A 25,304-nucleotide genomic window follows, 5' to 3' on the forward strand; every position below is an offset into this window, starting at 1 on the left:
AGCGCCTCCGCGACGGGCGCGACGATTGCGATCGTGAGCGGGATGCCGAGCCTGCCGTGCTCTTCGATCACCTCGTTGAGCGTACGGCCTCCGATATACTCCATCGCGATGTAGCGCAGGCCATCGGCCTCGCCGACATCGAAGATCGTCACGATCGCCGGATGCCGCAAGTTGGCGGCGGTGATCGCCTCGCGTTCAAAGCGACGCGCAAACTCAGGATCGGCGCTCAGGCTCGGCGCGAGGACTTTGAGCGCGACGGGACGCTGCAAGACCGTATCGAGCGCCCGATACACACGCGCCATGCCACCACGCCCGAGTTCCTGCTGGATAAGATATTTGCCGAGCTGACGGCCAATCAGTGGGTCGGGCACAGGGTGCTCCTGATGAGCAGCGAGGGTTCGCTGTTAAACTCGTATACACATGCGCACGTTGGGTTGCGCCGTATGCTACAATCGCGGCGAGATTTTACCACAACGTGTAGGGGAATGTCATATCTCCGGCGATCCGGTACGATGCTTTTGCGTAGCCGATACGATAGATGTACTATACTTGCATTGTACTGGAAATCATGTGCGCCGTGCGCGTATTCGCGAGTAGCGGCAGATATTCCGAGCGTGATCCTGCATTAAGTGCGCTGTCAGGCCGGGGGTGTGGGGGCGCCCCCACCAGAATCCCGTGTTTCAGGGCTGAGACACAATGCGGTACTTGCGCAAAGGTGTCCTAAGGATGCATTAAGCTGGTAGCTATGCTTCACAACGGAGCGCAGATAGATTCGGGAGGCGACAGATGCTTGGTCCGATTCCAACGTTATTTGTGCAGCGTAATACAGGAAACGACGAAGAAGTGCAGTGGGAGCAGCCGGTGCTGACGATTGGGCGCGATCCCACGAACGATATTGTCATCGAACATCGGCTGGCCTCACGTCGTCATGCCCGGTTTGAGAAAGACGATGTCGGCTTTTATATCCGCGATCTGGAGAGCACTAACGGGACGTTCGTCAACGGGCAGCGGATTCAAGGGGCGCATCTGCTGCGCAACAACGACGAGGTCTGGGTCGGCGACACGGTGATCGTTTTCCGCGATCCCGAAGCGACGATGAAAGGCACGCCGCCGCCGGTCGCGCGCCAGCGAGTGCTCGCGCCGCAGGAGGAGCTGCGCGTCGATACCAAAGCCAAGGAGGTCTACCTGCGGGGCCTGCCGCTCGATCCGCCGCTGACCGCCAAAGAGTTTCAACTGCTCGATCTGCTGTACCAGCATAAGGGCGAGGTGCTCAGCAAAGAGCAGATCGCGCAGGGCGTGTGGGACTACGAGGTCTACGACTACAACGCGATCGATGCGCTGGTCTATCGGCTGCGTCACCGGATCGAGGCCGATCCGTCGAATCCGAAATACCTTGTGACGGTGCGCGGCTTTGGCTATAAGCTGCTCACTGGCGATCCGCAGATGTAATAGTCGCGCGGGATGCATCCGTCCCGACTCTGCTGCTTCGGTTTGATCGGAGGGCGGCGTCATGCCGCGCTTATCGATCAGGTTATCATCCATGCCAGGACATCTATGCCAGACGATACGATAACTCTCTCAGCCGTGCCGCGTCTGCGGGGCACGCTCGCGGTGCCGGGCGATAAGTCGATCTCGCACCGGGCCGTGATGTTCAACGCGATTGCCGAGGGGAACGCGCGCATCACCAATTTTCTGACCGGCGCTGATTGTCTGTCGACGATCGGCTGTATGCGGGCGCTCGGCGTGACGATCGAGCGCGACGGCGACGCGGTGTGGGTGCAGGGCCGTGGGCTGCGCGGGCTGCAAGCGCCCTCGACGGTGCTCGACTGTGGCAACTCCGGCACGACGATCCGCCTGCTGACGGGCCTGCTGGCCGGGCAGCGCTTCAGCGCCACGCTCACCGGCGATGCCTCGCTGCGCAGCCGTCCGATGCTGCGCGTGGTGGAGCCGCTGCGCAGGCTAGGCGCGCAGATCGACGGTGAGGAGGGTGGCAGACGCGCGCCCCTGACGATCCACGGGCAGCCGCTTCACGGCGGCGAGATCGAGCTGACGGTCGCCTCGGCGCAGGTCAAGAGCGCGCTGCTGCTGGCGGGGCTGCTGGCGGATGGGCCGCTGGTGCTTACCGGCAAGACCGTCTCGCGCGATCATACCGAGCGCATGCTGGCGGCGATGGGCGTCGACCTGACGATCGAGGGCGAGCGCATCACGCTCTATCCACCGGCGCATCCGGTCTTTCCCTATCCGCTATCCCTGCGCGTGCCGGGCGATCCCTCGTCGGCTACGTTCTGGTGGGTGGCGGCGGCGATCCATCCCGACTCCGAGATCACCACGGCGGGCGTCTGCCTCAACCCGACGCGCACCGGCGCGCTGGATGTGCTGCAAGCGATGGGCGCGCAGATCACGATCAGCAATCACCGCAACGAGGGCCAGGAGCCGGTCGGCGATGTCACGGTGCGCGGCGGGCCGCTCACGGCAACGACCATCGGCGGCGATCTGATCCCACGGCTGATCGACGAGATCCCGGTGCTGGCGGTCGCGGCGGCGCATGCGCAGGGCACGACGATCGTGCGCGATGCCGCCGAGCTGCGCGCCAAGGAGAGCGACCGGATCGCGACAGTGGCGGCGGAGCTGACCAAGCTCGGCGCGGCGGTCACGCCCACGGCGGACGGCCTGGTGATCGAGGGCGGCGGGGAGCTACACGGCGCGGCGGTCGAGAGCTACGGCGATCACCGGCTGGCGATGACGCTGGCGGTCGCCTCGCTGACGGCGGAGGGCAGCACCACGATCTCCGATCCAAGCAGCGCGTCGGTTTCGTATCCGACGTTCTGGGAGCATCTGGCGCTGGTCGCGCTGCGCGACTAATCGACAGCATTACGCGGTGCTAAGGTTCTACGCTTAGAGCGCGCCGAAGCGCCGCTAAGGAGCGAGATTCATGTCTCAAGATCAGTGGACTGCGGTTGACCGCTATATCACGGATTTGTTTGTGCCGCCTGACGAGGCGCTGGATGCGGCGCTACAGGCGTCGAGTGAGGCCGGTCTGCCACAGATCAACGTCGCGCCAAACCAGGGCAAGCTACTGCATATCCTGGCGCTGGCACATGGGGCGCGATCGATTCTGGAGATTGGCACGCTGGGCGGCTACAGCACGATCTGGCTGGCGCGGGCGCTGCCCGCAGGCGGCAGGCTGATCAGCCTGGAGGCCGATCCCACGCATGCCGAGGTGGCACAGGCCAATCTCGCGCAGGCCGGTCTGTCGGGCGTGGTCGAGGTGCGGCTGGGAAAGGCGCTCGACACGCTGCCGCAGCTTGCCGCCGAAGGCCACGGCCCGTTCGATCTGGTTTTTATCGACGCCGACAAGCCGAACACGGCGGCCTATTTCGAGTGGGCGCTCAAGCTGACGCGGCGCGGCAGCCTGATCATCACCGATAACGTCGTGCGCAATGGCGCGGTGATCGACGCGGCCAGCGACGACGACAACGTTCAGGGCGTGCGCCGCTTCAACGCCGCGCTGGCAGCCGAGCCGCGCGTGACAGCGACGGTGCTTCAGACCGTGGGCAGCAAAGGCTACGACGGCCTGGCCTTCGCGATTGTCACCGGCGAATAGCGGGCCGTCAGGCCGGAGATGAAAGAACCAAGAACCAAGAACCAAGAACCGGGCACAGATTCTCCCCTCTCCTGTTCGCAATGGGAGCGGGGCGCTGAGCGCAGCGAAGCGGGGTGAGGGCCTGGACTTTGAACTTTACACTCGCAACGTTGCAACGAGGATTCTATGACGATCAAGGTGATCGGAGCGGGCTTTGGCCGCACGGGGACCAGCTCGCTTCAGGCGGCGCTGGAACAGCTGGGCTTCGGCAAGTGCTACCATATGCGCGAGGTCTTCGTCCATCCTGAGCATCCCTGGATGTGGCTGGCGGCGACAGAGGGCAGGCCGGTCAACTGGGATGCGCTGTTCGCGGGGTACCAGGCCACGGTCGACTGGCCGGGCTGTACCTTCTACAGGCAGCTCATGGCGCACTATCCCGACGCCAAGGTGCTGCTCAGCGTGCGCGATCCCGCCAAATGGTACACCAGCGCGCTCAACACAATCTACAGCAGCCATCGACCGTCGCTGGAGAACTGGCTGTTCAGGCTGAACCCACGGACACGCCATAAGTGGCGCATGATCAACAATATCTGGAAAGCAACCTTTCACGGCAGGTTTGAGGATCAGGCGTACGCGATCGACGTGTTCAAGCGCCATAACGCCGAGGTGCAGCGAGCGGTGCCCGCCGAGCGGCTGCTGGTCTACGATGTCAAGCAGGGCTGGGAGCCGCTCTGCCGCTTCCTGGGCGTGCCCGTGCCCGATACGCCCTTCCCCCATCTCAACGATACCGCCGAGTTTCAGCAGATGGTCGCGCGGCGCGAGCGAAGAGCGCGGCTCACTGTCGGCGCGGCTGCGTCGCTGGCGGTGCTGGGCGCTGTGTTGCTCGCTCGCATGCGACAGCGACCTGTCTACTAGCTGGTGCTCAGTCCAGCCGCGCTGTTGGACCATCATAGTGCGTGCCGCTCAAGGATAGGCGATAGCGCTGTGGCGATGATTGACACGCGCTTCGACACGAGGAGGTTATGACGATCAAGGTGATCGGAGCGGGCTTTGGCCGCACGGGGACCAGCTCGCTTCAGGCGGCGCTGGAACAACTGGGCTTCGGCAAGTGCTACCACATGCGCGAGGTCTTCGCCCATCCTGAGCATGCGCGTATCTGGCTCGCCGCCAGCCAGGGTAAATCTGTCGATTGGGACGCGCTGCTCGCAGGGTACCAGGCCACGGTCGACTGGCCGGGCTGTACCTTCTACCGCGAGATGATGGCGCACTATCCCGACGCGAAGGTGCTGCTCAGCGTGCGCGATGCCGATCGATGGCATCAGAGCGCGCTCAACACGATCTACGGCTTTCGGCGCAACGCTCCGCCAAAATGGCTGTGGTGGCTGAAATCGCCGTCCTGGCGCTTGCACCGCCGCATGGGCGACAGCATCATCTGGGACGGCACGTTCGGCGGCAGGTTCGAGGATAAACATCACGCCATTTCGATCTTCAAGCGGCACAACGCGGAAGTGCAGCGAGCGGTGCCCGCCGAGCGGCTGCTGGTCTACGATGTCAAGCAGGGCTGGGAGCCGCTCTGCCGCTTCCTGGGCGTGCCCGTGCCCGATACGCCCTTTCCCCATCTCAACGATACCGCCGAGTTTCAGCGCATGCTTCGGCAGCGGCTCAGGAGCGATCGGCTGGCGCTTAACGGCGCGCTGATGCTGGTTATGCTGGGCCTGGGGCTGCTCGTGTGGCTGCGCCAGCGCTGGTCGGAGTAGTCGGCGCTGTTCGCCAAACCCGCGCTATCCGTCGAGGCGGCTGGACTGATCCGGTCGCCTCATGTGATTCCCCGGTTTGGTACAATACACGACATAATGCAAGAGACGATTGCTCAACTGACCGCCGCGCTCAAGGCCGAGGGGCAGCGGCTTGGCTTCGATCTGCTGGGGATCGCGCCCGCCGTGCCGCCGCCGCACGCCGCCGCGCTCGACGATTGGCTGTCAGCGGGCTATGCCGGTGAGATGCACTACCTGGCGCGCAACGCGGCGCGCCGCTCCGATCCCCGCGAGGCGGTGCCGGGCGCGCGCTCGATCGTCGTCTGCGGCGTGCATTACCGCGCCGCCGAGCCCGATCCGTCGCTGTGGAACGATCCCGGTCGCGGCCAGATCTCGCGCTACGCCTGGGGCGACGACTACCACGATCTGCTGCTGCCCAGGCTGCGCGAACTGCAAGCCTGGCTGGAGCAGCGCGTTGGGCGGGCCGCGATCGGGCGCTCGTATGTGGATACCGGCCCGGTGCTGGAGCGTCCGGTCGGCGTGATGGCGGGCCTGGGCTTTCAAGGCAAGAATACGCTGCTGATCCACCCCCGCCAGGGCTCGTGGTTCTTCCTGGGCGAGATCCTCGTCGATGTCGAGTTGGCCTACGACGAGCCGCAGCCGGTAGGCGGCTGTGGCGGCTGCACGCGCTGTCTGCAAGCCTGCCCGACGCAGGCGTTCGTCGGGCCGCACGTGCTGGATGCCCGCCGCTGCATCTCGTACCTGACGATCGAGCTGAAGGGTCCGATCCCGCGCGAGCTGCGCCCGCTGATCGGCAACCACATCTACGGCTGCGATGTCTGCCAGGAGGTCTGTCCCTGGAATGCGCGCTGGGGCGAGTACACGAAGCAGCCGGAATTCGCGCCACGGCCAGAGCTCGTCGCGCCCGCGCTGCTGGATCTGATCGGTATGAGCGATGAGGAGTTTCGGGAGCGCTTCAAGGGCAGCCCGATCAAGCGGACCAAGCGCCGGGGCCTGCTGCGCAACGTGGCGGTCGCGCTCGGCAACTGGGGCGATCCGCAGGCCGTGCCCGCGCTGATCGGCGCGCTGCGCGACCACGAGCCGCTGGTTCGTGGGCACGCCGCCTGGGCGCTGGGGCGCATCGGCGGTGCGGCGGCGCTCGATGCGCTGGTCGAGCGGCGCGCGGCTGAGGATGATGCATGGGTCTGTGAGGAGATCGATCTGGCACTCGACGAGGCGCGGAGTCGTACGTAAGTCTCCGGCGACGTGTTGATGAATCTGTAGGGGGGCGTCTTGCAAGACGCCCCCCTACAGCCCATCTTCCCCGCCTGATTCGGCTACGCTACCGATGTACTACGCGCCGCACGGCGGGACGCTGCGGAAGTTCGCGACGGTATCCGTCACCAGCTGCGTGTTCGAGCCATCGCCGACGACGCGGATCTGGCGGTTGCCGACCTCGCCGCACGAAGCATCTTTCTCCACGAAGTCCCACGAGCCGAGCGTGTACTTGTACTCGACCTCGGTGCCCTCGGTGAAGGTCAGTGTGACGCGCCACTTGCCGTCGGCTCCCTTGGTCAGCGCGACGGTGTGCGGGTTGCACCAGTTGCAGATCTGCGGCTGGTTGCCCACGATATAGACCGTCCTGTCGGCTGGCGTGCCCGCCGGAACCGTGACCTCGAACGTGACCTGCACGTCGCGGGCGAGCGGCACGGCGCTGGCCTCGTTGCTTGGCGGCGATGTGTTGTTGGCCTCGTCCACCGCTCGCACGACGTAGTAGTAGCGCGTGCCGGTCAGCAGATCGGTATCGGCGAACTCGGTGGTGTTCTCATCGACCGAGGCGACCCTGACGTAGCCGCTGCCCGCCGTGGTGCTGCGGTAGATGTCGTAGCGATACACATCGGTAGCCGTCGATGCGGTCCAGCTCAGCCGTACGGTCGTCGCGCCGCCGTTGCTGGCCTGAAGGTTGGCCGGGGCGTCCGGCGGCGTCTGATCCGGGTTGGGATTGACCGTCAGCTTGCCGGGGCTATCGGTCTGATCGGCGAAGCTGCCGCTCTCGATGCCGTCCAGATCGCCGTAGGTCCAGCTTGTGCCGCCGTTGGTGCTATAGCGCGTGAAATAATCGTAGGTGCCCGGAACGGTCGGCTGGAGGTTGCCCTTGAACTCGTCGTTATTGCCGACGTTGGCATTGAACTCCATCCCGACCCAGGTGTTCCACAGGCGCGGATCGCTGCCTGCCGCCCCGTAGCCAAGCTGCGCGATCAGCCCCGGTGTCGCGCCCGGCTGGATGGTGACGTTCTCGATATAGACCTGACCATAGACTGTGTCGGTGGGGTTGACCGCGCTGACGGTGTACGTCAGCGTCGGCGGCCATTGCAGGTTAGCCCAGCCGATCGGGTAGCTCGGCACGGCGCTGGCCTCGTTCGACGGCGCGCTCTCGTTGCCGAGGTTGTCGAGCGCCTTGACGACATAGTAGTAGCGCTGGCCGCTGCGTAGATCGGTGCTATTGTCAATAAAGCCTGGGGAGGTGATCGGGACGGTGTTTACCAGCTCAAAGCCGCCACGAGTCACGGGGCTGCGATACACGTTGTAGCCGCTCGCGCCCGCCACGCCGGTCCAGCTCAGCGCGACGCTCAGGCCGCTGGCGGTGGCCTGAAGATTAGTCGGCGCGGCGGTCGGCGTCAGATCGGCGTCGCGGGTCATCAGCGACAGGCTGCACAGCGCGGGCAGCGTCAGCGTGAGCGTGCCGTTGGCGACGGTAAACTCGCGGGGATAGTCGCTCACGCCACAGCCGACCACATCGACCAGCACGGTGCTGTTGGGCAGGTAGCCCGCCACTGGGATCGTCAGGGTGCGCTGCTGCTTGCTGGCGTTGATCGCCACGATCGCGGCGTGGTTCTCGTGCTTGCGGCCATACGCGACCGTGCCATTGGTGTCGTCGGTGAGCAGGAAGCGCAGGTCGCCGTCGATCATCGCCTGATTGCCACGGCGCATCTCGGTCAGGCGCGAGTAGTAGGCCAGCAGGTCGAGGTCGGGATCGCGCGTATCGCCGTCGGCGCGGACCCTGGCATCGCCCCAGGGATAGGTGCGGCGATCGTCGGGATCGTCGTCGCCGGTCAGGCCAACCTCATCGCCGTAGTAGATCGTCGGCGCGCCCGGCATGGTCGCCTGGATCATCGCGGCGATACGCTGGCGCTGCTTGCCCTCGGCCAGATTAGCGGCGTTCGCTTCGCGCTGCTGCCGGTTTTCGGCTCCTGGCGTGAGCGTCCAGAGCAGCCGCTCGGTATCGTGCGAGTCGAGCAGGTTCATCAGCGAGTAGTAGGCGGCGTCGGGATAATCCTCGCGCACCGACAGGAGCCGATCGGCGAAGTCCGACGGCGGGATCGGGTTGCCGCTGCCGGGAAAGCCCTTGGCGTCGAACGCGCCCGGCACGAGCAGGCCCAGCACGGCATCGCGCAGCCGGTAGTTCATCGCGCTGTCGGCGGTATTGCCCTGGACGTATGGCAGCACATCGAACTTCTTCCACAGCTCGCCGATGATGATCGCGTCAGGATCGACATCTTTGACCTGCGCGCGGAAGCCCTCCCAGAAGGGAATACTCTTATCCTGCATCACATCCAGACGCCAGCCGTCGCCGCCCTCCTGGAGCCAGTAGCGCGCGACGCTATCCTCAGCGCCGAAGATGTAGTTCTGCACCACCGGCTCTTCCGAAAGCTGCGGCAGGCTATCGAAGCCGGCCCACGAGCTATAGTAGCTGTCGCTGGTGCGGGTGTAGGGCGCGCACACGGCAGGCTCGGTCGCGGCGGGCTGGCGGAAGCGGAACCACGAGCGGTAGGGCGAGCTGACGCTCTCGCACGCGCCCTGGACCGGGCCGGGTCCGTTGCCCTGCGCGGCCTGCGGCACCAGCGGCATATAGATCTGGTGCTTCATCGCCAGCGTCAGCTTGTCGCTCTTCCAGTTATGGTAGCGATCGAAGATCGGGCTATCCGACGACATATGGTTGAAAACGCCGTCGAGGATGATCCGAATGCCAAGCTCCTGCGCCTCGCGCTGAAGCGTCTTCCAGTCGCCGAGATCGCCGAGATACGGATCGATGATCTTGAAGTCGCGGGTATCGTAGCGGTGGTTGGAGCCTGCGGCGAAGATCGGGTTGAAGTAGATCACGGTGACGCCGAGATCCTTAAGATATTGCAGCTTCTCGGTAACGCCCTCAAGATCGCCGCCGTAGTAATCGCGGCCACGCGGCTCTTCCCTGCCGCTGCCGGGCTGCGCAAAGCGCTTGGGACAGTCGGCGACGGTAATCTCCTGGTAGTTGCGGCAGTAGCCCTCCGGCAGCTCGCCCCACTTCATGCGCACGATCTGATCGTACTGCGGCTGCGTGTTGGTGACTTCCTCGCCGTTGGGATAGGCGTAGCGCGGATCGGTGCTGAGGCGCGGGTTGTCTTTGTCGGGCGTCGGATCGTTCTTCGGATCGGCGTTGCGGAAGCGATCGGGGAAGATCTGATAGACCACGCCCTCCTGCATCCAGCGGATCGGCAGCCTGAAGTTGGGATCGTAGACCGTGATCACAAAGCCGCGATCCTGGGATTCGGCGGGATTGTATGGCGCGCCCCAGCCGCCGTCGCGCACATCGCTATCGTCCTCGTAGTAGACGGTTTTGGTGCCGTCCTTGGCGATGAAGCGATAGTACAGCGTGCCGATCCTGTTGGCGTCGACGGTCGCCTGCCAGAAGTCGCAGGTGTAGTGCAGCGCGGGCTGGTAACAGTCCACGCCCGTGGCTACCCGCTGCATCTCAAAGAGCTTCTCCGCGCCCAGGCCGGTGTGGTAGCTCCGCAGCGTCACGCCCGTGACATCGTTGTGGAAGGTGCGGAAGCGCACGAGCACCTGGGTGTCGGAAGTGACGGCACCGCCCGGCGTGCGGTAGAGCGTGTCGCGGCTATTGTGCGCCAGGCCGTCCCAGAAGATGTCGTTGTCCTGAGCCGGAGGACGGCTGCCGGTGATCGTATGCGACACGTCGTTGGTCGCCGAGTTGTAGGAGAACGTGATGCTGTTGTCCGAGGCGGCGATCGTAAACGAGACGTTGTTGGCGGGATAGCTCAGATCCCAGGTGCGGTTGAGCGCGACCTTGTACTCGTACGAGCCGGTCGGCAATCCGCCAGCCGCGATGGTAAACGTGTAAATCCCGTCGTTATCCGAGTCGCTCATCAGCGAGTTGTCGCAGGCGGGCTGCCAGTCGTCAGGACAACCGATCTCGCTTTGAAAATTTCCGGCAACAGTCGCAATAACCGTCGCCGCGCGGGCTCCTTGCAACGGCAACACAGTTGCCAGCAGCGCAAACAGCGGCAATAGCGACGCCGCACGCCTCCAGCGGTGGGTGGTCATCCTCGTACCTCCTTCAAGCGGGCCAACAGAACCGGGCGCTTTACGATGATGTGTGCTTACAGGTGAGATGGCGTTGCATGCTAGTGGCTGTCGTATTGTTTGTCAAACGACAAAACGAAGTAGAGATGGAGAACACAGAACAAAGGAGAACCGCGCCGCCCAGAGGGTACTCGGAACCAGGATCTCGACGAAAGAACAAAGGACCTCACGCATACAGCGCGGCGGCGAGCGAGCCGGTGAGCACATACCGGATCTGATAGGCGGCCAGATCGAGCGCGATCGGCTTATAGCCGAGGCGTCTCACATAGCGCTCCTCCTGCTCAGGATCGCCATGATAGCATGGCTGGCAAAAAAGCTGGCTGCCCGCAAGACAGCCAGCCCTTCGCGCGTCCGTCGAGCGGTTACGGGTTCTTGAACATGATCGGCATGCGGATCTTGAACTTCTCCTGCATCACAAAGACCGCGGTGGTCCGCGCCGGGATGGTGAACGTGCCGGTCGCCTGGTTGTAGCTGGCCGTGCGGACGATGGGATCGCTCGACACTGCCTGCTCAGGATGCAGCGCCAGCCGCTTGCCCGTCAGCGAGCTATCGGTAAAGGTCTGCGGCTCGTCGTTAGCGTTGAAGAGCACGACGATCTGCTCGTACTGATCGTCCAGGTCAGTCGCGCCGCTGTCGGCGATGCTCATCACGATCAGGCCAGCCTGCTGATCCGGCCCGGTGTTGAGGAACCTGACCTGCTGCTGGATCTGCGCTGCGGTTTGCAGCCGGAAGAGCAGCGAACTTTTGCGCATGCGCAGCAGCTCGCGGAAGTGCTCGACCGCCGTGAGGATGTCGGCTTTGCCCGGCTTGAGGGCCGGATTCGCCAGCAGCGGCTTGAGGATCGGCCAGTTGGCCTCGTTCTCGCCCGGCGGCAGGCCGACGCCCCAGTTATTGCTCTCGTAAGTGAAATCCAGCTTGTTGAACCAGTCGCCGGAGTTGTAGCTGTTGCGATCCAGCGACTTCGAGCGCAGCATGTCCTGCCCGGCCTGGAAGAAAGGCACGCCCTGCGTGAGCGCTACCAGATCCATGCCCAGGTTGTGCATCCGCACGCGCTCGTCGATCGTCGCGTCGAGCGGTGCTTTGGTCTGGATAATATCGAAGAGCGTCTGGTTGTCGTGCGCCTCGACATAGTTGATCGTCTCCTGCGGATCGAGCGTGTAGCCCGTCGGAGAGCCGTTGTAGTCGACATCCGAGCCTTTAACGGTCGCTCCGGTGCGATCGGTGAAGAGATAATCGCGCAGGTTGCCCGCCAGCCCCACACGGATCTGATCCTGGTAGAGCAGCAGCCGATTCTTCTGCGCTGCGGCATCGCCCTGATCGAGCGCGTTGGGCTCGTAGTAGAGGCCGTTGATAAAGCCCTGCTTCTTGAGATCCTGGCCGCTGTCGAAGGGACCGCCGCCCCGCGCCGCGTCGCGCATCCGATCGTTGAAGGTGCCGATGCCGGTGCCGCCCATGTTGAGCTGCGTAGCATTGACGCCGCGCGCGTTGTTGGCGACCTCGCCGAAGTTCCAGCCCTCGCCGTAGACATAGATCTTGGAGCCGTCCACGCCATCCTGGGCGATCGTCAGCGCGTCCAGCGCCGCGCGCACCTTGATCATGTCCTCCTTCATGTGGTGGCCCATCAGATCGAAGCGGAAGCCGTCGACCTTATAGTGCCTGGCCCACGTCACCACCGAATCGACCATCAGCTTTTCCATCATGTCGTGCTCGGTAGCCGTGTTCTGGCAGCAGGTGCTCGTCTCGACGTTGCCGCTGGAGTTCAAGCGGTGGTAGTAGCCCGGCACGATCTTGTCGAGCACTGACTTTTCGGCCTGTCCGCTGGCGTTGGTGTGGTTATAGACCACATCCATCACCACGCGCAGCCCGTTCTCGTTGAGCGACTGGACCATCTCGCGGAACTCGACGATGCGCGTCGGGCCGTCGGGATTGGTCGAGTAGCTGCCCTCAGGCGTCGTGTAGTGGTAGGGATCGTAGCCCCAGTTGAAGCTATCTTTTTCGGCGTACTCCGTCACAATCCGCGCCTGCTCCTCGGAGTCGGGCGGGTAGCTGGCGAGCAGCGCCGGATCGGGATCTTCGCGCTGGGCCTTGTTCTCGTTGATCGTGGCGATGTCGAAGACCGGCAGCAGGTGGATATGGGTCAGGCCCGCCCGCGCCAGCGCGCGCAGATGCTTCATGCCGTTGGTGCTGGTGTCGGTGAAGGCTTTGTAGGTGCCGCGATGCTCGGCTGGCACGGTCGCGTCGTTGGCGCTGAAGTCGCGCAGATGCAGCTCGTAGAGCACGATGTCTTCGGGAGCGCTGAGCGCTGGCTTGCGCACGCTCGCCCATCCGGCGGGCTTCAGGCCGGGATCGTCCAGGTTGACGATCTGGCTGCGGGTGCTGTTCATCGACAGGCTGAGCGAGTACGGGTCTGTCGCCATGTTGCGCTCGACGCGGCCCGTGGCGCGAACGAAGACCTCGACCTCGTACAGGTAGAACTTGCCGGTCCAGCCAGCCGCTCCGGTGACGCTCCAGACGCCGACGGACTCGTCGTAGTCCATCGGGTAGACCGTGCTGATTGTCGCCGGATTGGAGTCGGCGAAGACGTGCAGCTTGACCGAGCGGGCAGTCGGTGCCCACAGCTTGAGCGTCGGCACGTTGGCGCTGTAGATCACGCCCAGCTCGCCGCTATAGCTGTACAGGTGGTCGAGCACGCCCGGAATTTGCAGCGAGGTCGCGTCGACCAGCTTGCCCTCGCCGTCGGTCGCGGACACCGCGATCTGGCCCTTGAGGATCTGGCGAATATCGGGATCGTTGTACTCGTCGAGATCGATCTTGAGCGCCGCGTAGCCCGCCAGATGCGGGAACTTCGCCAGGATCGCCGGGCTCAGGCCGTTGGGATCGTAGGTCAGCGTGACCGACTGGCCTCCGGTAATGCCGCCCGGCGTCAGAGTCAGGCCGCCGTCGGGATCGAAGTGGAGCCTGTAGGTGTTGGCCGCGCCGCCCGCCACCTTCCAGGCGATCGTATCCGCCGCTACCCAGTGTGCCTGCGCCAGGCCGATGTTGCCCTTGGGCGCTCCCTCGGCGCTGATCGTCAGCACGTGGCTGATCGGATCGTAGCTGAAGAAGATCTCGGCACCGTCGCTCGGCACGGTAAAGGCGATATTCGCGCCGCCGGGCGCGCCGTTCTCGCCGTAGTTTTCGGCCCAGCTTTCGTTGATCGCGACTTTGGCCTCGTAGTTGCCAGCGGGCAGGCCGGTAGTGCTAAAGGTGTAGGTGCCGTCGCCGTCGGGATCTTGCAGCCAGGAGCGCAGACAGTCGGGCTGCCAGTCGCCGCTACAGCCCAGCTCGCTCTGGAAGCTGCCCGGCACTGTGGCGATCACCGCGTTTTTGTTCGAGGCCACCCAGTGGGTCTTGTGGTCGTAGTAGAACTTGACCGTGCCCGGATCGGCGAGCGTGAATGGAATATTGTCGCCGCCGGGAGTCGCATTGCGCCCGTAGTTTTCGGCCCAGCCGTCGTTGAGCGCAGCCTTATACTCGTAGCTGCCAGCCGGGAGCGCGAAGCTGCCCTGCCAGACGGTATCGGTCGCATCGTAGGTTAGATGTGTGGTAGCGCATTCGGGCTGCCAATCGCCACTACAGCCAGCCTCGCTTTGCAGCGACCCGGCGATCGTCACGCTGGCGGGGGTCGGCGTGTGCGACGCCAGAACGGCGGTCGCCTGGTAGGGCAGCACTGAGGCTAGCAGTGCCACAAGCGGCAGGAGCGCAGCCGCTCGCTTCCAACGATGGACGGACATCCTTGTACCTCCCCGATGATGCCGAAAGAATGGTGGTGCCGTTGAAGAGTGGATAGGGTCATACTACTTGCTGATACCGACTTAGTCAACCCTCGAAACGAAGTGAGGTTTGAGTTTCAAGTTTCAAGTTTCAAGTTTTGAGTTCTCGGTTGGTGCGTCTGGCGCCCGCATGGCACCCGGTTCTTGGTTCTTGGCTCTTCTCAGTTGCGCGCGACCAGGGAAGATTCTAGAATATGTGTGCGACGATCCAGCTTCAAAGGAGGAGCATATGGCAGAGTCTTGGTGGAGCTATGCCTTCAAGGAGTTCGAGCGGCATCTCCGGGCGCAGAACCGCCGCCCGCTGACGATTCACGGCTATATCAAAGATATGGAGCAGCTTCGGGCCTGGATGCTGGGCCATGATCGGGGCGACGACGTGCCCGCGACTGAGGATCTGCGGCACTGGCTGGCCGAGCTTCAGGAGAACGAGGCAACGGGCGCGACTCTGGCGCGTAAGCGCTCGTCGGCGCGGCATTTCTTCGAGTTTGTCGCCAGCATTGGGTTGATTCGCCAGTCGCCGGTGGAGAAGCTGGAGCAGCCGTCGCACGAGTATATCTTGCCGCAGACCTTGAGCCGCCAGCAGGTCGCCGCGCTGCTGCGTGTGGCGGAGGGCAACCCGCGCGACTACGCGCTGCTGCATGTGCTGCTGGGCTGTGGCCTGCGGGTCAGCGAGGCATGCGCGCTGGCACGCACGCAGGTCGATATGCCGAACCGGATGCTGTACGTCGCCGGACGAGTCGTGCCGATACCGGACGAGTCGTTTCCGCCGCTGCAAGCATGGATGACGCAGCATCCCGGCCCGCTGGTCTTTCCGATCAAACAGCGCATGGTGCGCCTGCTCTGCGAGAAGTATCGCACGCTGGCGGGCATACCGGAGCAGGTGACACCCTCGCTGCTACGACATACCTCGGCGGTCTGGCAGCTTGTGGACGGCGCAGATCCCGATGTGTTGAAGATCCAGCTAGGTCATGACCGCGACGACGTGATGCTGCACTATATCGATCGGGCGCGGCTGCTCAAAGAGAACGAGCTGCGCAGTTGGCAGCAGGAAAGCCTGCTATAGCGTTTCTTGTGCGCGATTTTTATATCCCATAACCTGGATTGTTTCCAGACAGTGCGCGAATCGATTCATCCCGCGGGGCGTGTACGCGCATCGCCGCTTTCCGGTATTGACACGTTGAATCGGGTCCGATATACTCGGAGCGTCCAGACAGCCAGGATTGCTGTCTGTGTAAGGAACGATCCTGCCGGAAAGGGAGCATGCCGTGACTTGGAGCAGCAGAAAGTTCTGGTACTTGCTGTGCGCGCTGGTGATCGCCGGATTATGGATGGGGCGAACGTTCGCTCAAGAGGGCAGCCGCTCGTTCGAGCAGACCGGCCAGACGCTCGATAATCAGTACGGCTTTCTTGATTTTTGGAACGCGCACAATGGTGCCGAGCTGCTGGGCCTGCCCCTGACGCCGATTGTCGTCGAGGCGAATGTTCCGGTCCAATACTTCGAGCGCGCGCGGCTGGAGCAGCGCGACGGCCAGGTGGTTCCAGGCGATCTGGGCCGTGAGCGAACGCGCTGGCGGACGTTTCCCAAGCTGCCGCCGCGCGCTCCCGGCGCCGACGAGCAGATCTTTGAACGAACAGGACATACGCTCTCCGGGCCGTTCCTGCGCTTCTGGCGCGAGCACGAAGGCGCGTTGCTCTTTGGCGAGCCGATCTCCGAGCCCGTCTGGGAGCAGGTCGACGGCGCGAGCATTCGGGTGCAGTACTTCGAGCGGGCGCGGCTGGAGCATTACCCGGCGCTGGCGGCGGGCAAAGACATCAAGATCACGGCGCTGGGCCGCGAGGTAGCGCTGGCAAAAGCGCTGATCACGCCCGAACAACAGTCGGCGGTGCAGGTCGCGCAGGCCGTGAGCGTCGATCAACCGGCGGCGGCGTTTGCCTCGTTGATCCCGCCCACGCCCACGCCGCTTCCACCGACCGCCACGCCCGTGCCGCCTACGGCGATCCCGCCCACGGAGGTACCCGCCGCGCCGAAGCCAACCGCCAAGCCCGCCGCGCCGAAGCCAACCGCCAGGCCCGCCCCGCCCAAACCAGCCGCGCCGCCCGCGCCCGCCGGTGGCAAAGTGATCGATGTGGACATCTCACGGCAGCAGTTGATCGCCTACGAGAACGGGCAGGTCGTCTTCTCAGCGCCGGTTGCCACGGGCAAGGACGGCTTCAATACGCCAACGGGTACGTACGCGATCTACGCCAAGCTGCGCAGCCAGACCATGCGCGGCAACCTCAACGGCGAGTCGTGGGTGGTGCCGAACGTTCCGCACGTGATGTACATCAACGGCAGCGTGGCGCTCCACGGCACCTACTGGCATAATCTCTTCGGCACCGGCGTGCGGATCAGCCACGGCTGTATCAACCTGCCGCTCAACTCGGCGGCCTGGCTCTACAACTGGGCACCGACGGGCACCAAGGTGATCGTGCATCGGTAGCTTTCAGCGCGGCACTGTTCATGGTCGATAGCGCGCAACCAGGCGTTGCGCGCTTGTTAATGTCCGGCGTCGTATGAAATCCTGTTGTTTTCGGAGCGGGTCTGCCGTGCGATCAGCGTTCAGGCCGCCGCCGGAGCGCGATTGGCTGTTACAATAGCGGGCGGGCTTTGGGCTGGCCCGCTTGTCTTTATGAGCGTTGAGAGGAGAGTATGGTTCGTCCGTTCTACTACAAGGAGACTAGCGGCATTCGGATCACGGTTCGTCCGCGCTATCTGCCCGACCATTCGCAGCCGCTGCATCTGCAATATGTGTTTGCCTACTTCGTGCGGATCGAGAACGTCAGCAAACGCAAGGTCCAACTTCTGTCGCGGCACTGGCTGATCTACGATTCGATCGGCGATGAGCGCGAGGTCGACGGCGAGGGCGTTGTTGGCGAGCAGCCGATCTTAACGCCGGGAGGCGTCCATGAGTACCATAGCTTCTGCGTCTTGAAGTCGCCGCAGGGCTACATGGAGGGCTCGTATCGCTTCATCGGCACCGACGATGTGCTGTTTGACGCGGAGATCCCGCGCTTCATCCTGTCCGCCGATGCATCGGCCTGGTTGTTGTAGCGCGCGGGCATAGCCCCTGCCACGCGGCAGATCGATTCGGTAGCCCGGATGCTCGCCGTTTGCCGGGTGTGCAATTGTCTGCACCCGCTGTGCTCTACCTGTCAGATTGGGCTAGAGCGAGGGAGTACTTTTGTACTACTTGTCATGTACGTCACCCTTTAGTACACTCAGGCGAGCTTTGTCGATGCTCTACATCGGGTAAGCTATCTCGCCAGGCAATCTGTTACCGGATTATTCCCTACCAAACGAAATAATCCAAGCAACATCTCAATATTGTTGATCATCTAGCCGGGTACCTGCATCGGCTGGACGATCTGTGCCTGCCTATCGGAGGTTCGTTCATGCTTTCTGTCCGCCGAGCTTCGTTCCTGCTCCTCATTATCTTCTTAATAAACGTGATCCCCGTCGCGCCGATAGGTAGCTCATTCACCGAACCCACGCAGGCCTCGGCTGCCGCAGTACCGCCGCAGCCTGAGACGCGCACATCGGGACCGCTTCAGCAGCGGAATCGGCCAGGCCTGTCGCTCGATCTCGTCGTTGCGCCCGATCCGGTCGTGGTGGGCACGACCGCTACCATTCGTATCACGGTAACGAATCAGGCAGCGCACGCCGCGCATGGATTGACGCTCACACTGCCGGTTCCCGACGGCGCGCTGCCCGTTTCCGATAACGGCCTGATCTCATCTGCAAAAGGCTGGCACTGGACACAGGAGCAGCTCGCTGGCAGCGCCAGTACGACATTTACCGCCACAGTCAGGCTTGCGCGCATGCCGCGAGGCGGGGCGCTGCTCGCACGTGCCCAGGCCAGCGCACAAGGGCTTGAGCTACCCGTCCACGAGATCGCCGGTGTCCTGGCACTTGAGCAGCATCGGGGGTCGGCTTCGACGCGCTTTATCCCAGGCCAGCCGACGACAATGCGCAGCGCAGACGGTCAGGTCGAGGTTCATGTGCCGGGGAAGGCGTTAGATCGCGCGCTCACACTCAGCTACCAGCGCCAGCCCGCCGCCCGTGAAAAGAATCCGCCGCTCATTTCGAGGACCAGGCAAGGCTTCGGTACGTTTTTCCTCAACGCGACCGACGACCAGGGACGAGACGTTCACCAGTTCGCCGCGCCGGTGACGATCACGCTGCGCTACACCGATGAGCAGTTGCAGGCGCTGGGCATTGCTGAGGACGACCTGACCTTCTTCTGGTTCGATCCTGAGGCCGGTCCCAGGAAGGAAGGTGTGTGGGTTTCGATTCCAACCACCGTCGATGCCCAGAGCAACACTGCGGCTGCGGTGGTCGATCACTTCAGCGCCTACCAGTTGAGCGACGGCTCATCGCCCTCGGAGGCGTACATTCCCTCGCTCAAAGGCTGGCAGGTCAGCCTGTTCACCGGGCACGCGAGCTATAGCATGCCGATCGAGGTTCCGGCTGGTCCGGATAGCATCAAGCCTGATCTGAAGCTCAGCTATAGCTCCGGCGCAACTGACGGCGGTGCTGGTCTGCGTCCCAAGCAGCAGGCGGGCTGGCTTGGCAAAGGGTGGAGCCTCGATACAGGAATGGTTTCCCGCAACAAGATCACCATTAACGCGGGTACCAACAAGTGGGTTGACACGTACACCGTGGTCTTCAACGGCCAGTCGCATAACCTCGTGCGCGCCGAGGCACTGGCCGGGAATAGCGGCCCCGACGATCCTGATCCGACCCATTGGGCCTGGCGTCCGACGGACGAGTCGTTCATCAAAGTGCGCGTCCTACCCTTCGGCAGCTCGTCGGCGGACGCCGCTGGCGCGCCGATCCGGGGCGGCTACGACCAGATGGGATGGAAGCCGCGCTACAAGTGGCAGGTGTGGGCCACGGACGGCACGCTCTTTGAGTTCGAGGAAGATCTCTGGTATGGCTGGAATCGCTGTGCCAGCGCCACCAGCGCGGAGATCGAATCCTACAAGTGGCTGTTGACGCGCGTCGTCGATACGCATAAGAACACGATCACCTACAGCTATGGCCGCGATACCTGGGTCGGGCCGCTGCACTCGTGCGATCCCTGGAACTATGGACGCGCTGCGGTTGACCGCGATGCATGGCCGACGGCGATCACCTGGGGCGGCAACACAGCCAGGGGCACGATCGACCGCTACAAGGTCGAGTTTGTCTCGTCGGCGCGCACCAACGATACGGCCTTCGACGGCGCAGACAATCAATATGGCGGTACGCTCGGTCAGCCGCGTGAGACGCGCCGCCTGGACGCGATCAAGGTCTGGAGCCAGCCTGGTGCGGCCTGGGAGCTGGTGCGAGAATATCGCTTCAACCTGGATGCCAACGGCAATCTACTGCCGGATAGCAAGGTCTATTCGCTCTTCTCCGATCAGACGATCAACGACAACCAGGCCAATACCGCCTATCCCAAGCTGACACTCAACAGCATCACGGAGTACGCGAAGGACGGCACGACTCGCCTGCCGCGCACCTGGTTTGAGTACGGCACTGATCGGGGAAGCGCTACCTGGGCTATCGCCGATTGGAACCGCCTGCGGCTAGTCAACAACGGCCAGGGCGGTCAGGAAACGTTTACCTACGAGCAGATCGGCGCAGTAACCGGCAAGATTAACTTCAACAATCACCGCCGGGTCAAAAGCCGCACGCTCACCGATGGTCGCGGCAACAGCTACACGTACACCTATGACTACGCCGCTCCGGCGCTAAACTCTCTGGGTACGTCGCTGGCGGCGGCGATGAATACCGGCGACGGCGATAAGGGATTGTACAGCCAGAGCTTGAACCAGTGGCCCAACTCGGCGGCGCTGTACTACAACAAATACTGGGACCCATACCATCCGTACAAGAACTGGCTGGTATCGCAGCCGATGAAGGACTTTCGGGGTCATAGCTCCGTCGACGAGATCGACCCCAGCGGTACGCTCACGCGGCACCATTTCGTGCAGGGCGATGTCGGCTGTTTTCCCAAGGATGCCGCTGGCGCTCCGCTTGAGGGCAACGCTATTCCTAACGACCCCTGCTTCCAGCAGATGCGTGACCGCGAGTTCCTCAAGGGCAAGGAGCGGCTAACCCAGGTGTTCGGCCCGGAGAACGCCGGTGTACGCCCGCTGCTCAAGGAAACCACCCATAACTTTACGGTCGTTTTCTACGATTATGGCCCGGCACCGCTGACGGGGCTGTACCGCGCCTGGAATTACGAGGCCGAGAAGATCGAGACGACGTGGGATGGCTCGCAGGCGCTCAGCAAGCGCACGACGTACCTCTACGACGAAAGCGATACCAACTACATCGACGGAGCGGCAACCACCACCAAATATGGCAACCTGTCGCGCGTCGAGGAGTTCGACGAGAATAACGCGCTCCTGCGGCGAACCAGACATTACTATGCGATCCGCGAGGCCGATCCGTATATCGTCGACCGCAAGACGGCGACCGTGGTCTTCGATGCGGCCTGGAATCAAGTTGAGTACACCGCCAACTTCTACGACAACAACAGCGCTCCCAGGTATATCGGCGCGAAAGGCGATCTGACGCGGGTCAGCAAGCTCTATGCCGATCCGCCACAGGCCGCGCTGTCGGGTAGCTTGCTGAGCGTCGATACGACCTACACCTACGACGACTACGGCAATCGCATCACCGAGACAAGCTATGCCGCGCCGGGCACGTCATCGGTTGTGAACGGCGTGCGCACGTTCAGCGCGCCGGGCAACGGCAGCGCCGCCTCAACCACCACCACGACGTACGACGCCACCTTCCACGCCTTTAGCACGAGAGTCGACCCACCAGCGGTCAACGGCGTGGTTCTGACGGAGCAGGCGAACTACGATTTCCGCATGGGATCGCTGATCAGCGTGACCGACCCGAACAACAATCTCACCAGCGCCGAGTACGATGTATTTGGGCGGATGGTCAAGCTGATCAAGCCGGGCGATACCTCCAGCTCGCCCACCGTGCAGGCCTACTACTACGACTGGGAGCAGCCGTTCCGCTATGTCGTCGCGGCGAAGGACGAGGTCAATGGCGTGATGGGCACCCGACCACTCATCAAGTTCTATGATGGTCTTGGTCGTGAGATCCAGACGAAGAAGGAGAGCGCCGAGGCCGCGCAGACGGTGATCACCGATAAGGTCTATGACGGCCTGGATCGGATGATCAAGGATTCGCAGCCGCGCTATCGCAGCGAGACGCCCAACGATACCTTCTGGGCCTACGTCCAGCCCGATGCCAGCGTGCGCTACAAGACCACAAGCTACGACGCGCTGGGCCGCGAAACGGTCGTGACGCTGCCCGATAACGCCACGACCTCACACTTCTATGGCATCGTGCAAGACTCGCTCGGTAAGCGTGAGTATCATTCCGTCGTCGACGCCAATCGCCACATGACGCAGTACCGCTACGATAGCTTTGGCCGTCTGCATCAGGTGTTGGAGATGCAGGGCGATTGTGGCTGGTATGGGTTGCTCTGCAATAGCACCTACCCGACGCAGTACGCCGAGTATGCGCGCACGGCCTATGGCTATGATCGGTTCGACCGCCTGACGCAGGTGACGGATGCCCACAACAACAGCACGACAGTAGCCTACGACGCGCTGGGCCGCAAAACCTCGCTCTCCGATCCCGATATGGGACTGTGGAGCTACGCCTACGACACCGACGGCAAGCTCGTCAGGCAGACCGACGCGAAGAACCAGACGATCACCTATAGCTACGACGACCTGGGCCGGATGATCGCCAGAGGAACGACCGGCCTGATCGCCGATGCGTACGATGCCAAGGATACGACCGCCTGGACATACAACACGCAGCAGACCGTGCCGTTCACCGATGCGGGCAACCGCGTGGTCAAGAATGTCGGCACGGGTAGTGGCTGGACCGGCACGTTCTACCGCTCGGCCTACACCCTGACCAGCGGCGAGGGCGCGCAGGTCCGCTTCAAGGTCGATAGCGCGAGCGTCGATGCGCACCTGGCGGTGGAGAGCAACGATGGCGGCGTGAACAACCGCTTCGGCGTGCGCCAGCTCAACGGCAAGCTCGAAGTCCAGTATACCCTCGACGGCACGACCTGGGTCTATCCCAAGCCGCTGCTCGCGAGCCTGACGCCCAATACCTGGTACATCTTGCAGCTCACGCTCGACGATGCTCAGGGCTTTGGCGTGCTGGTCTATCAGGAGAATAACCCGACCGTCCGCAACAGCTACACCTACGCCATGCCTGCGGGCAAGAACTGGCGCTTCCGACACTGGGTTTATAGCGGCGCAAACTACCTGGACGATTATCGCGAGTTCACCAGCGGCGTCTACCGCTACGACGAGCCGGTCGCCAACGGTAAGGGCCAGCGCACCTCGATCAGCAGCCCGCTGATCACCGCGCACTACGGCTATGATGCGCGCGGGCAAACCCTGAGCGAGGAGCATATCGTCAACGGCCTCTCCGGCAACCGGGTGTTTAGCCGAACCTACGACGCGGGCGGGCGGGTCAAGACGCTGCGCTATCCCAACGGCGAGGTCGTGTACAACCGCTACGATTCCGCCGGACGCCAGCGCAGCACCTGCGTGGATGCGACCGAAAGCCGCTGTCTGGTGCGCGGCGCGACCTATGATGCGATCGACCAGCCGATCCAGTCGGAGTTCGGCCTCGACAGTAGCCGGTGGACGCAAAGCTGGACCTACGAGCCGCTTTCCAGGCGCCTGGAGCGAACGACCGTCAGTACGTCCAACATCTTCGACCGGAGCTACACCTACGACAAAACCGGTAATGTCGCGACGATCAGCGATCACGTGGCGCAGCAGCAGCAGACGTTCGGCTACGACCACCGCGACCGGCTGGTCAGCGCCTTCACGACGGACACCGGCACCCAGCCGTCCAGCGCGGGCTTCTACAACGAGGAATACGCCTACGACAAAATCGGCAACCTGACGAGCAAGGGCAGCAGCAAAGCGCCAGTAAGCTACAGCTATGGCGCGGCTGGGAACGGCACCGGGGCGGGACCGCATCAGGTGCGCAGCAAGGGCGGGCAGCCCTACGCCTACGACAACAACGGTAATCTGCTGACGGGCGGAGGCCGCAGCCTGAGCTGGACTGTCAATAATCTGGTCGCCAGCGTCACGGGCAGCGATGGCATCGTCGAGCGCTATGCCTACGACGCCGACGGCGAGCGCGTGCGCAAGCAGCGCAACGGCACGACGACGATCTATCTCTCGGCGCTGTGGGAGGAAGACCTCGAAAGCGGTGTCGCGCGGCAGACGTATCTCTTCCAGGCCAAGCACGTCGCGCAGCGCACGAACACGAGCACTGGCTCGACGCTCCACTACCTGCACAGCGACCACCTGGGCGGGCCGGGCGTGCTGCTGACCGCGAGCGGCGCGTGGCAGAGCGGGCAGGAGTTCAAACCGTGGGGCGAGGTGCGCAGCGGCGGGCTGGTGGAGACAAGCCTGAACTTCACCGGGCAGCGCAAAGACGCGACGGGGCTGCTCTACTACCACGCGCGCTACTACGACCCGGAGCTGGGGCGCTTCCTGTCGGCGGACACGGTGGTGGCGGAGGTCGGTGCGCTGACGATGGCACCGAGCGATACCACCGCCGCGCCGCTCTTCGCTCAGGGCGGGCAAGGCTCCGGCAGCCGCACGCCGCAGGAGTTGAACCGCTACGCCTACGCCACCAACAACCCGCTGCGCTACACCGACCCGACCGGGCACTACATCGAGAGCGCGCTGGACATCGCGGGCATCGCCTACGACGCCTACGACATCTACAACAACGGCCTGACTTGGACCAACGGCCTCTCGATGGCTGGGAATATCGTCGGGCTGCTGCTGCCCGGCGTGACCGGCGTCGGCGTGGGTGTGCGGGCCGTCGCCAAAGGCGCGCAGGTCGCGGCCAAAGCGCGCCAGGCCACGCGCGTTGGCACGACGCTGGGGAAGGTCGGCAGGGCGGTGGCGACTGTCGGCAAAGCGTGTAGCTTCAGTGGGGACACCGTGGTCGCCACCGCGCAGGGACCGAAGGCGATCCGCACGGTGCAGGTGGGCGAACACGTGCTAGCCTATGATGAGGGAACCGGAACCACGGGCAGCTACACGGTCACGGCGGTGCTGGTCCACGCCGACCCGATCATCGTGCAGCTCACAATCGATGGTGAGGTGATCGAAACGACACCTGAACATCCCTTCTACACGCACGAACAAGGCTGGACGGCGGCGGGCGAGCTGTGGGTTGGCGCGCAGGTGCGCACGGCGGACCAGACCGACGGGATGGTGCAAGGCATCACCGTTGTCGCGCAGGTCCAGCCAATGTACAATCTCAGCGTGGCCCAGGCCCATACCTTCTTTGTCGGCGATGGGCAGTGGTTGGTGCACAACTCCTGTGTTAAGTTCTTAAGAACACAACTCAATAAGAAATTCAAGCATGCAAAAGATTTCGGAGTTGTGGGTAACAACAATGCGGCTAATCAGGATTTGTTCCTGGATGCCCTGGATCAGCATGTTCATCTACCAAGGATACAAAAGATTCAAGGAACGTATCGTGGACAAAACGTTACCCATTATTATGATCCTGCAACCGGCCGTAATGTGGTTGTTGATCTGAATGGGACATTCATCAGCGGTTGGAAATTATCTCTGGATCAAATCCGTCATGTTACAACCACTGGTAAGCTTGGAGGAGGATAG

The 25,304-nt window shown here is 63.3% G+C and carries 13 protein-coding genes; 10 read left to right on the forward strand and 3 right to left on the reverse strand.

From position 1 onward, the window contains the following. A partial coding sequence (locus VFZ66_12010) for a protein kinase (GenBank protein HEX6289910.1) occupies window positions 1-371 on the reverse strand: 371 nt, incomplete at its 3' end. A gap of 415 nt (window positions 372-786) precedes the next feature. On the opposite strand from VFZ66_12010, the gene VFZ66_12015 reads away from it, so the two are divergent. The 6 genes from VFZ66_12015 (at window position 787) to queG (ending at window position 6,591) form a co-directional block, all read left to right on the forward strand. Continuing rightward, on the forward strand, window positions 787-1,449 hold the full coding sequence (locus VFZ66_12015) for a winged helix-turn-helix domain-containing protein (GenBank protein ID HEX6289911.1): 663 nt from the start codon (window positions 787-789) through the stop codon (window positions 1,447-1,449). Window positions 1,450-1,554: 105 nt separating this feature from the next. Further along, complete coding sequence (gene aroA, locus VFZ66_12020) at window positions 1,555-2,862, forward strand: 3-phosphoshikimate 1-carboxyvinyltransferase (protein HEX6289912.1); 1,308 nt, start codon at window positions 1,555-1,557, stop codon at window positions 2,860-2,862. Window positions 2,863-2,932: 70 nt separating this feature from the next. Next, the gene (locus VFZ66_12025; GenBank protein ID HEX6289913.1) at window positions 2,933-3,604 is read left to right on the forward strand and encodes an O-methyltransferase; all 672 of its coding nucleotides are present in this window, start codon (window positions 2,933-2,935) and stop codon (window positions 3,602-3,604) included. Window positions 3,605-3,769: 165 nt separating this feature from the next. Further along, window positions 3,770-4,498 (forward strand): sulfotransferase, encoded by a 729-nt coding sequence (locus VFZ66_12030; protein HEX6289914.1) that lies wholly within the window; start codon window positions 3,770-3,772, stop codon window positions 4,496-4,498. A gap of 107 nt (window positions 4,499-4,605) precedes the next feature. After that, on the forward strand, window positions 4,606-5,340 hold the full coding sequence (locus VFZ66_12035; protein ID HEX6289915.1) for a sulfotransferase: 735 nt from the start codon (window positions 4,606-4,608) through the stop codon (window positions 5,338-5,340). Window positions 5,341-5,436: 96 nt separating this feature from the next. Then, entirely contained in the window at window positions 5,437-6,591 is a 1,155-nt protein-coding gene (gene queG, locus VFZ66_12040) for a tRNA epoxyqueuosine(34) reductase QueG (protein ID HEX6289916.1), read from the forward strand. A gap of 99 nt (window positions 6,592-6,690) precedes the next feature. On the opposite strand, the gene VFZ66_12045 is transcribed toward queG, so the two are convergent. Continuing rightward, complete coding sequence (locus VFZ66_12045; GenBank protein HEX6289917.1) at window positions 6,691-10,716, reverse strand: alpha-amylase family glycosyl hydrolase; 4,026 nt, start codon at window positions 10,714-10,716, stop codon at window positions 6,691-6,693. 401 nt (window positions 10,717-11,117) lie between these two features. Next, a complete protein-coding gene (gene pulA, locus VFZ66_12050) occupies window positions 11,118-14,528 on the reverse strand; it encodes a pullulanase-type alpha-1,6-glucosidase (protein ID HEX6289918.1) in 3,411 nt (1,136 codons plus the stop codon). A gap of 268 nt (window positions 14,529-14,796) precedes the next feature. Here pulA and VFZ66_12055 point away from each other — a divergent pair, with 268 nt between their 5' ends. From VFZ66_12055 to VFZ66_12070, 4 genes are all read left to right on the forward strand, one after another. Then, window positions 14,797-15,630, forward strand: a complete 834-nt coding sequence (locus tag VFZ66_12055; GenBank protein HEX6289919.1) for a tyrosine-type recombinase/integrase — start codon at window positions 14,797-14,799, stop codon at window positions 15,628-15,630. Between the two features lie 202 nt (window positions 15,631-15,832). Then, window positions 15,833-17,047, forward strand: coding sequence for a L,D-transpeptidase (locus tag VFZ66_12060; protein HEX6289920.1), 1,215 nt, complete (start codon window positions 15,833-15,835; stop codon window positions 17,045-17,047). Window positions 17,048-17,256: 209 nt separating this feature from the next. After that, window positions 17,257-17,658: a Co2+/Mg2+ efflux protein ApaG gene (gene apaG, locus VFZ66_12065; GenBank protein ID HEX6289921.1), complete on the forward strand. Its 402-nt coding sequence runs from the start codon at window positions 17,257-17,259 to the stop codon at window positions 17,656-17,658. A gap of 341 nt (window positions 17,659-17,999) precedes the next feature. Beyond that, window positions 18,000-25,304, forward strand: coding sequence for an RHS repeat-associated core domain-containing protein (locus VFZ66_12070; protein HEX6289922.1), 7,305 nt, complete (start codon window positions 18,000-18,002; stop codon window positions 25,302-25,304).

The organism is Herpetosiphonaceae bacterium, from assembly GCA_036374795.1.
Taxonomy (GTDB): Bacteria; Chloroflexota; Chloroflexia; order Chloroflexales; family Kallotenuaceae; genus LB3-1.

What these genes read in the sequence shown, in the direction of transcription:
- VFZ66_12015 (HEX6289911.1), top strand. Translation starts at nt 787, where the DNA reads ATGCTTGGTCCGATTCCAACGTTATTTGTGCAGCGTAATACAGGAAAC.
- aroA (HEX6289912.1), top strand. Translation starts at nt 1,555, where the DNA reads ATGCCAGACGATACGATAACTCTCTCAGCCGTGCCGCGTCTGCGGGGC.
- VFZ66_12025 (HEX6289913.1), top strand. Translation starts at nt 2,933, where the DNA reads ATGTCTCAAGATCAGTGGACTGCGGTTGACCGCTATATCACGGATTTG.
- VFZ66_12030 (HEX6289914.1), top strand. Translation starts at nt 3,770, where the DNA reads ATGACGATCAAGGTGATCGGAGCGGGCTTTGGCCGCACGGGGACCAGC.
- VFZ66_12035 (HEX6289915.1), top strand. Translation starts at nt 4,606, where the DNA reads ATGACGATCAAGGTGATCGGAGCGGGCTTTGGCCGCACGGGGACCAGC.
- queG (HEX6289916.1), top strand. Translation starts at nt 5,437, where the DNA reads ATGCAAGAGACGATTGCTCAACTGACCGCCGCGCTCAAGGCCGAGGGG.
- VFZ66_12045 (HEX6289917.1), bottom strand. Translation starts at nt 10,716, where the DNA reads ATGACCACCCACCGCTGGAGGCGTGCGGCGTCGCTATTGCCGCTGTTT.
- pulA (HEX6289918.1), bottom strand. Translation starts at nt 14,528, where the DNA reads ATGTCCGTCCATCGTTGGAAGCGAGCGGCTGCGCTCCTGCCGCTTGTG.
- VFZ66_12055 (HEX6289919.1), top strand. Translation starts at nt 14,797, where the DNA reads ATGGCAGAGTCTTGGTGGAGCTATGCCTTCAAGGAGTTCGAGCGGCAT.
- apaG (HEX6289921.1), top strand. Translation starts at nt 17,257, where the DNA reads ATGGTTCGTCCGTTCTACTACAAGGAGACTAGCGGCATTCGGATCACG.
- VFZ66_12070 (HEX6289922.1), top strand. Translation starts at nt 18,000, where the DNA reads ATGCTTTCTGTCCGCCGAGCTTCGTTCCTGCTCCTCATTATCTTCTTA.